At 35.1% G+C, this 9440-nt stretch carries 9 protein-coding genes and 1 tRNA gene; 3 read left to right on the top strand and 7 right to left on the bottom strand.

Going from position 1 to position 9440, the window contains the following annotated elements; translation table 11 throughout:
- The first annotated feature begins 10 nt into the window (after positions 1–10).
- The 3 genes from ACRD62_RS10735 (at position 11) to ACRD62_RS10725 (ending at position 1586) form a co-directional block, all read left to right on the top strand.
- Positions 11–94, top strand: a tRNA-Leu gene (locus ACRD62_RS10735).
- Positions 95–381: 287 nt separating this feature from the next.
- Positions 382–624 carry an Arm DNA-binding domain-containing protein gene (locus ACRD62_RS10730; RefSeq protein WP_430820111.1) on the top strand — a complete coding sequence of 81 codons (243 nt, stop codon included), beginning with the start codon at positions 382–384 and terminating at the stop codon, positions 622–624.
- 47 nt (positions 625–671) lie between these two features.
- Entirely contained in the window at positions 672–1586 is a 915-nt protein-coding gene (locus ACRD62_RS10725; protein ID WP_430820110.1) for a site-specific integrase, read from the top strand.
- A gap of 226 nt (positions 1587–1812) precedes the next feature.
- Here the strand turns inward: ACRD62_RS10725 and ACRD62_RS10720 are convergent, their stop codons facing one another.
- The 7 genes from ACRD62_RS10720 to ACRD62_RS10690 form a co-directional block, all read right to left on the bottom strand.
- The gene (locus tag ACRD62_RS10720; RefSeq protein WP_430820109.1) at positions 1813–2709 is read right to left on the bottom strand and encodes an ArdC family protein; all 897 of its coding nucleotides are present in this window, start codon (positions 2707–2709) and stop codon (positions 1813–1815) included.
- Between the two features lie 218 nt (positions 2710–2927).
- The gene (locus tag ACRD62_RS10715) at positions 2928–3137 is read right to left on the bottom strand and encodes a hypothetical protein (protein WP_430820108.1); all 210 of its coding nucleotides are present in this window, start codon (positions 3135–3137) and stop codon (positions 2928–2930) included.
- A 321-nt stretch (positions 3138–3458) separates the two neighbouring features.
- Positions 3459–4490, bottom strand: a complete 1032-nt coding sequence (locus ACRD62_RS10710) for a hypothetical protein (RefSeq protein ID WP_430820107.1) — start codon at positions 4488–4490, stop codon at positions 3459–3461.
- A gap of 4 nt (positions 4491–4494) precedes the next feature.
- Positions 4495–5265, bottom strand: coding sequence for an AAA family ATPase (locus tag ACRD62_RS10705; RefSeq protein ID WP_430820106.1), 771 nt, complete (start codon positions 5263–5265; stop codon positions 4495–4497).
- Positions 5266–5459: 194 nt separating this feature from the next.
- Entirely contained in the window at positions 5460–7760 is a 2301-nt protein-coding gene (locus ACRD62_RS10700) for a glycoside hydrolase family 20 protein (protein ID WP_430820105.1), read from the bottom strand.
- A gap of 8 nt (positions 7761–7768) precedes the next feature.
- Complete coding sequence (locus ACRD62_RS10695) at positions 7769–8404, bottom strand: alpha-galactosidase (RefSeq protein WP_430820104.1); 636 nt, start codon at positions 8402–8404, stop codon at positions 7769–7771.
- The gene (locus ACRD62_RS10690; protein WP_430820103.1) at positions 8367–9323 is read right to left on the bottom strand and encodes a sulfatase-like hydrolase/transferase; all 957 of its coding nucleotides are present in this window, start codon (positions 9321–9323) and stop codon (positions 8367–8369) included. The genes ACRD62_RS10695 and ACRD62_RS10690 overlap by 38 nt, the downstream gene beginning before the upstream one ends.
- Between the last annotated feature and the right edge of the window lie 117 nt (positions 9324–9440).

Raw genomic sequence — 9440 nt, 5'->3', positions numbered from 1 at the left:
TCACAAGGATGCCCGAGTGGTGGAATTGGTAGACACGCAGGACTTAAAATCCTGTGACCATTAGGTCGTGCGGGTTCAAGTCCCGCCTCGGGTACTGGGGACACCTTCAAAACAACCCAAAAGCGCTTAAAACTAATGTTTTAGGCGCTTTTTTATTTGAGCAAAATTTCATAAAAAAGCAAGAAAATAGGGTAAAAAAGGGACTAAATCGAGACCTATTGACTTTTCTAAAGAAATAGGTCTCGGCAAATCATATCTCACTGACAGACAAAATATTATTTGACTCATTTTAATGATTTATGAACTTGGCGAAGAGACCAAATTGGCTTTTATTTAACAATATTGCCGAGACCAGGTCTCGCCACCTTAAAACTATTGAATATGAGACTAATAAGCAGTTTTACTTTTAAAAAAGGGAAAGCAAAAAAAGATGGCTCCTGTCCTCTCTATATCAGAGTGACTCTAAACCAAAAAAGAATTGAGTTATCAACTGGCATTTTCATTCTTCCTTGCGAGTGGAATGAAGTAACACAGAAACTAGAACCTTTTGCTAATGGAGCTCAAACCTTTAACAACAGGTTAAATAAAATAACAACTGATATAAATGATATCTATATCAGTTAGTTTCCATCGGCAAACCATTTGATATTAATATTATCAAAAGTCGCTATTTGGGAGTCAATGATTCCATTGGTTTTCTTAAGGTATTTGACTATTACCTAAAAACCATCGAAAATAATATTGGGAAAGGTTATGCCTATAGAACATTGAAACATTACAGGGTTTCCAGAAAGAAACTTGCAGAATATATTAATAATGAACTTTCCTACAAAGATTTTCCTGTCAATGAAGTCAATTATGACTTCTTAAATAGATTTGACATGTATCTAAAATCAGAATACAACATTCACCAAAATACTGCCTGGAATTATCATAAACATTTAAAAAGGGTCCTCAATTTGGCTATATCAATGGACAAAATAAAGAAGAACCCTTATTCTAAATTTAAAGTAAAATTGGAGGAAGCACATAGGGATTTTCTAACTAAGGAAGAATTACAAAGGTTAGAGTCAAAACAAATTGAATTGGACAGACTATCAACAGTTAGAGATATTTTTGTTTTTGCATGTTATACCGGGTTGTCTTATTCTGATATATCAAAGCTTAATTCAGAGCATATACATTTGAGGGATGATGGAAATCAATGGATTATCATTCATCGAACTAAAACAAAATCTAAATGTTACATCCCACTTTTCCCTAATGCTCTAAATATTATGGCTAAATACAGGTTTTATCCAGAAGCTTTACTCAAAGGCCGAATCCTACCAGTTGGATCAAATCAAAAGCTTAACAGTTACTTGAAAGAGCTGGCAGAAATCTGTGGAATTAATAAAAACCTGACTATGCATATGGCCCGTCATACTTTTGCCACAACTGTGACTCTCTCCAATGGAGTTCCGATTGAAACTGTTTCAAAGGTCCTAGGTCACAACTCACTTAAGGTAACCCAGATTTATGCAAGGGTACTGGAAAACAAAATATCTGAGGATATGATGACATTAAAAAACAAATTAGGCATGTAAAAAAACAAAGCAACCAACATTATTACAATCGGAAAGATTAGTAATTAATTGGTTGCTTTCTTAAACCCAAGATTGGATTTTAATTCTTTTTCACAATGGCTATTTGAAAGTTTAAGAATCTGATAAATTAATATGCCATTGATAACTCACAACCGTTGCTGCACCATCAATTTAGTGATTTATTATCAGATTTTTTCATTTCATCCAACAATTTTATGACATTTCATTAACTGTGATGGTCCAAAATATAATCAACAGCATGTTGAGCTAAAGCAGATGCTGAGATGATAAAACGATTATCGCTTTTTAGTTTGCTCAACCAACCATTTATATAGGCTGCACTGTTATCAATCGTTGCCTTCTCAATGCCGCAAATTCCACAAAGATATGCTGCACCCATTTCTGCAACCAATTCTTCCTGGCTGTAATCAGGGCTACCAAAATGATGGTTTGAAAATTTCTCATGGCGATTTAACCTTTTTCTGTGCCCTGTGCTATGAACCAGTTCATGGAATATGGTTGAATAGTATTCCTCATCCTTATAAAATGTTTTAGGATCCGGCATATGAACTTCGTCTAATGATGGAAAATAGCAGGCACTATTCTTACCTAATTTGATTTGTGGAATATCATTCCATGATTCGATCAATTGTTCACAGGTCTCTATTGGATTAAATTGATGGTCATACTTATCATCATTTGGGATTCGGTCAGTTGATATCCCCTCAACATCATTTATATGGAATACACGATAATACCTTAACATTGGCATCTTTTTTATATCATCTTCTTTTTCATATTCAAGTATCTTCCAGAAGATCACCATATATGATTTGGCCCCTTTTTTTATTGAGGCTCCAAGTTCTTTTGCCTGGTTAAATGTAAGAAAATAAGGTTGCTCAAAACCAAAACTAAGAAGATACCAAAAGTTAAAGCCTCTGTAAGGTTTATTGGTTATCAGATTTCGAGGCATTGAGTTGCCGGTTTTCCATGGCATTGCCCATGGAATAACTCCTTTCTCAAGACGGTCAATAATTAATTTGGTGACTGTTTCATAAATATCAAAACCTTTCATAGAATCCACCGCTGCCCTGCGGATTTTTATGGGCCTCTGGCACGCCATTAAATTTTGGCGTTGACCATTGAGATGGATGGAATCTGGTCAAGTGTGCATGTCAGATTTTTGTTTTCAAAGAATCTGAACGTTTCCGAAGGACGGCTGACATTAAAAAACAGACTGTTTCAGCCGCACTTGACTTTTCCAGACAGCGATTAATAACTTTGACAGGATTTAGTTGGGGTGAATTATCGCATATCTCTTAGATTATGCGTATGATGAGACTATTTAATCATATTTTCATTGAGATTAAGAAAAGGCTCAAAATCTTTTTCCATGTGACCATCAACTCTTTTAAAAGAATAATCTATACCTTTTGGAGGTAAGGTTAATCCATTTTCAAACTTTAATGGACTACTTTTACTTGCTTTAATTTCATAATCACCTATGTGACCTATTAGATTAACAATTTGACCTATTACATACTTACTCATAATGCTGACTTTTTAAAGTTATTAATGTGTGTTTAAAGAGACGCTTACAGATCCTTATGGGTGGGTATATAAAACGTTTGGTATTTCAAAGCGATAACCAATCAACCCGTTGCGTTGTTTATTAAATGTACCGCTCTTAAAATTAGTACTTCCCGGCAAATATCTTAAATTATGTGTCAATTGTAATTTGTTCATTTTCTACCAATTAGATATCAACTTTGCAGTACCTATTAGATTTGGACAGACACACTCTTTGACAGGTTTTGGTTTGTGTGTTGACACTTTTGAGCGACTTGGCAATGAGTTTGGATGCAGAGAAGCTCATATTGATTCTATGTCTTTTCCTATTAATCTGTATTTATCTTTAATATCTTCACCAGTGTAAAAATCCAACAAGTCTTTTTTTGTCAATGTTCCTTGATTTAAAAACCTCTTTAGATATTCTTGATTAAATTCCATTAAAAGCATAGATTTTTCAAGTTGCTTTAGAACAGCTTTGTTATTATCAATATTATTTAAAACCAAAGATTTTATTGAAAGAACTTCATTAATATCTTTAATAATTCTGTTGATAATCATTCCTAAAATATCTTTATCCAACTCCATTTCTTTCGCATTTAATGCGATGTCTCTAGCCAACATATAAGCTATTGCTAAATTAGAATAGCTTCCTTTTTGAGAATCAATTATCGCAATAAAACCAATTCCCGAAATATAACCGACATTTTCAAAATTCCTTAAAATTGAATTTTCTATTAATGAAATATCAAATACTATCAAGCTTACTTTACTGTCTCTGTTAGCTTGTGCTTCAATTAACTGACTCCATGCCGTATCTGATTTACGAGTAAAAATTTCTTTGCTTTCTATGTCGCCCAATCTAACACTTTTATCGAATTTACATTCAATTGCGATTTTTAAATCTGGAGTGCCATTAACCTCGCAAATTATATCACCAGTCTTATTTTTAGGTAAATTACCTGCAGTATTTCCAGTCAGATATGCACGATCTTTTAATCTTTTATCAGTGAAATATTGATTGAGAAACTCTGCAATTTCATCTTCTGCCAAGGTGCCTTTGATTGTTGACTTATAAAAAAGCTCTTTTTTCATTTCAAAAATCATCTTCAGACTTTCTAATTCGGTACCAAGTTCATTCGAAGTCTTTGAAAGGAATGATGAAATTCTATCTTCCATTAAAGCTAGTACTCCAATATAAATTGCTCGTAGTAATTTTTCATCACGTTGATTTGCAGGCAGATTATCGAAATAATTAAATACAACTTGATTTTCAATTTCAAATTCTTTTATTTCGATTCGTTTGAGTTGTTGATTTATTTTTATTGTAGACATAGTTTTAATTGTTTACTGCATTTTTCAAGGCTTCAAAATGTAATTTGTCTTTTCTTTTAATTTGATTAATTAATTCCTTACAAGCTACAGGAATATCAGCAACAAATTCACTCTGTTTGCCAATTCTATCAATGTTATCCAAATGGCTAAAATAATGGAAAGGTTTACATATTCTCTTAGAAATTTCAGAAGTGAAGATTTTATCTGATCTTCTATCTACATTATCCGTACTTGGATATTTTGTAAGTGTATACATTTCTAAAAATCTCCTTAATATGTTTGGGATCAATAATAATTTCTCGGATTTAAGTGGTTTTTTCAGTAAACTAAAATCAAAAATTTCTTTAAAAAGAAAATGATATTCTGATTTGAATTTATCTAATACTAGTGGTAATGGCTTTAATGTTGAACTATTATCGACGAAAGACCTTTCTATATAATATTTTGATTCTTTTGTTGGTTTGTCCATTGGTAATTCACGTAAAAGATTGAAAAATTCAAAATTATGTGTCGATAAAAAAAGTTGATAACATTTTAGTTTCCATTCATTTCCTGGATTGTCATTTGTGAAAAATACTTCTTTCAACAGGGAATTTATTTGGAAAATATGATTCCCATCCAAACTTGAAATTGGGTCATCAACGAAAACAACATAGTCTTTAAACTTACCTTTTGATTCAAGTGCTTTAATTGAAACAAGAAAATGAGAAAATGCAATAGCAGTCTTTTCTCCTTCACTTAGATTTGAAGCATTCTCATTATTCCTTAGCAACAAAAACTTCTTTGTATAATTATCAGGCCTTATTTCAATATCATTTCATGTTAATCTCAATTAATTTGTAATTTCCATCTATTCACTTTGTGAGTGTTCGAAGACACCAAAAAATAAGGCTATATTCAGATTCCTTCATGTGCGGTCAAAAAGTTATACATCATTCGTACTTGTTTGCCATATATTGAAGATATATTTTATTCCACAATAATTTCATCAGCAAATATCCAGGCTGGCTTGCCTGCTCCACTATGGCCCTCAGGACACACGGTACTGACTGCACTTACCCTTATAAAACGAGCCTTTAATGCTTCAACAGACACTTTAAAATCGTAAATCTTTTCTGCTTCTCCTGGAGCTACCGGGTTAAGGACTTCTCCAACCTGCTTATATTTTCGTCCATTAACAGACGTTTCAAATACAACTTTCTCAGGCATAAAAATCCAATCAACATACTTCTGCAAACACCCTAAAGCAATACTACCCACATCTTTTACCTCTCCAAGATCTATAGTAGCTACAAGGTCTTTTCCGACAATACCATGCCAATACTTTCCAACATTTCCTGTACCTCTAACTCCATCTGTTAACGAGTTTGGTCCATCAGCCTGGTAATATCTGCTAACTGGATTTAAATAATCAACATTATGACCTACAGCCTGGTGAACAACGAAATGCTGACTTGCAGCTTCCTGCCCCATCACTTTGCCATTTACAACAGAAACAGCTTTTAAATAGGCTGACGAGGTTATATTCACTGGTTCTGAATACTTTGAACTTTTATTACCTGGTTCACTTCCATCTATAGTATAGTAAATTTCAGCACTAGGGAGTTCTGTTGAAAGCTCAACCTGCAAACTCCCATTGCTGGAAACAGGTTTAATAGCAACTGTTGCATTTCCTGCACAATAATTCAAACCTTTTTGCTCATACGTCTTAAAGTGTTGCTGTATACGCTTGTTAAAATCAATCCAATCTTTATTTTCTGCAGGTGACCATACTACTTCTGCCAAAGCTGCCATACGAGGCAATACCATATATTCTAAATGAGATACTGTTGGAATATACTCAGTCCACACATTGGCCTGTGCACCTAAAACATGTTGTTTACTATCTGTAGGAAGGGCAGCAGGTATAGGCTCATAATCGTAAACTGTTTTTAGGGTATTAAAACCACCAATAGCCAAAGGTTCTCCTGCCGGTCCAGCCTGATAGTGATCAAAATAACAAGGTTTTCCGGGAGTCATCACAACATCGTGTCCCATCTTTGCTGCTTCGACTCCTCCGGATTCTCCACGCCAGCTCATCACGGTTGCCTGGGGAGCTAAACCACCTTCAAGTATTTCGTCCCAGCCAATTAATTTACGATTCTTACTTAACAAAAACTTTTCAATCCTTTTAATAAAGTAGCTTTGAAGTTCATGCTCATCTTTCAAACCTTCATCATGTATTCTTTTTTGACAACGTTCACATTTTTCCCATGAAGTTTTATTTACTTCATCTCCCCCAATATGAATATAAGTAGAAGGAAACAAATCAATTACTTCTGTTAAGATATTTTCAAGAAAATCAAAAACTGAATCGTTACCCGCACAATAGTTTGATGAAATACCTGTATAATCACCTCCTGTTAAAGGTAATTGTGCTTTTTGATTACACGATAACTCAGGATAGGCAGCAATTGCAGATGCGATATGTCCGGGCATTTCTATTTCAGGAACTATGGTTATATTTCTAAGAGCCGCATACTCAACAATTTCCTTAATTTGTTCCTGTGTATAATAGCCGCCATAATCAGGTGTTTCTCCTGGTTTAGCCTGCGGACGTTGACTCCACGGAATATGGTTATAATCTACTCTCCAGGCACCAACGCTGGTTAATTTTGGATATTTCTTTATTTCAATACGCCATCCTGTATCATCTACTAAATGCCAGTGAAATACATTTAATTTATAAGAGGCCATCAGGTCTATATACTCTTTGATTACTTCAGGTCCGAAAAAATGACGACTTACATCCAAATGCATACCTCGCCATTTAAAACGCGGATAATCGTCGATTGTCATGCAGGGAATTTCCAATGCTGCATTTGTTCGAACAGGTGGTAATATTTGCAACAAAGATTGTATTCCATATACTAAACCAGCCTTATCACCAGCCTTTAGTGTTATTAAATTATCTTCCACAACCAGATTATAACCCTCAGGATAGATACCACTTTGAGTATCTAAAATGAATTGGATTATAGATTTTGAGTCACCATTTTCTGCCAGCTCATAGCCTGATATACTTTTTATGGCTTGCTTAAAAAAAGAAACAGCATCTTTTAATTCAAGCTGATCAGTATCAAAGTGAACAGATGTTTTTTCATCAATTTCAAATGTTCCTGTATGCTGTTGAATAAAAACCGGTTTTGGTATAATACTTATCGGTTTTTGAGCGAACAATTCAACACCAATAATCATCGCAACTAGTATAATTATTATCCTCTTCATCATTTATATTATTATTTGTATTGATAAAAGTTAAATGGCAATGAGTGCCCTTTGATACGCAAAACAACAACACCATGCGCAGGTACTTCAAAACATAGTTTAGTATCTTTCATTTGCTCCGAAGTATATGAAGCCCAAATATCCCTATATGAATATCCTTTTTCTGCATCTATCCCCACTGCTTCTAAATCAAATTCAATAGACTGGTCTGTTTCACTACGGTTAAGTAAAGCCACGGCCACTTCACCACTCATTGTTGACCCCAGGGGTTTACCCCAAATTTCCAAATCACCCTGGTCAATTATTCTACGTGCCTGGTAGCAAAGTGGATCCTGATTTAAGGCTATTATTTCTTTGTTGGTTAATATGTCAAGTGTTTCTTTTGATATGGTACTCAAATCGTTTCCTGACATCAATGGGGAATTCATCATACACCACATAGAAAAGTGGGCTTTATCTTCTTCATAACTCATTCCCCTTCCTACTTGTGACATATCCATATCATTAAAATGACCTGGAGAAGCGTATTTCCATAAATCGGCATTTAAATCAATAATATGCAAAATTGAATGAAACTTATTATCTATATCTCCAGATATACGCCAGGAATCAGCTATAGATGAAGCCCTGATCGGAAGTATAGACAATCAATGTATTATCCAACTCACCTTTTTCCTCCAGATAGTCTAATAAACGCCCGATATTATTGTCAACCGACGCCACACAACGCAGGTAATCCTGCATATATCGCTGATATTTGTATAGTGCCAGCTCTTTGCCTTCGAGGTTTCTCGATTTGAAATCTTCAATAATAGGATCATATTCTTTGTCCCAGGCCTCGCGTTGTTCAGGTGTCAGCTGGGCGATCATGTGTTCGTAGTTCTTACGATACTTAGTTTGAATCTCCCCTTCTTCATCCAATAATTTAAGGTCATATACCAGATCCATATCATTGGCGATGTGCATGCGCTGTTCTGCCGCTGCCTGACGGTTCTGATAATCATCAAAGAATGTTTCAGGCACATCAAACTCCTGGTTTTTAAACAGCTTAAACAAAGCTGTGTCGGGTTGCCAGATACGGTGTGTAGCCTTATGGTGCACTAACAGGCAGAAGGGTTTTTCAGCATCACGATTTGCAAGCCAGTTGATGCTTTTATCTGTAATCACATTGGTCACATAGCCTTCTGAAGGAATCGTATCTCCATTGGTAATAAAATCAGAATTATAGTAATCACCCTGACCAATCAACACCTCGTAGTTATCGAATCCGGTAGGCAAACTTCTCAGGTGCCATTTACCCACAATGCTGGTTTGATAACCATTTGCACGCAATAGCTTTGGAAAAGTCACCTGACTTCCATCAAAGGTCAATGAATTATTGATGTGCCCGTTTTTATGACTGTGTTTACCCGTGAGCATAACGGCACGGCTTGGTCCGCAAATCGAATTCGTCACGAAACTATTTCTGAAAATCGCACCTTCTTCGCCAATCCTGTCCAGATTAGGCGTTTCAATAAAACGATTATCGTATGCACTGAAAGTCTGCAACGAATGATCATCCGCCATGATGAAAAGGATATTTGGCTTCGTTTGGTCTTGCTGGTTCTTTGCTGGTTGACAGCCGGCGAACAGTATGGCGACAAGCGCTATACATAAAGCCATCTGTATATATTGTTTTTTCAT

It is taken from the genome of Carboxylicivirga caseinilyticus (genome assembly GCF_050589785.1).
GTDB lineage: Bacteria > Bacteroidota > Bacteroidia > Bacteroidales > Marinilabiliaceae > Carboxylicivirga > Carboxylicivirga caseinilyticus.
The sequence above is the reverse complement of the archived record's forward strand: the minus strand, read 5'-3'. Positions and strand labels throughout refer to the sequence as shown.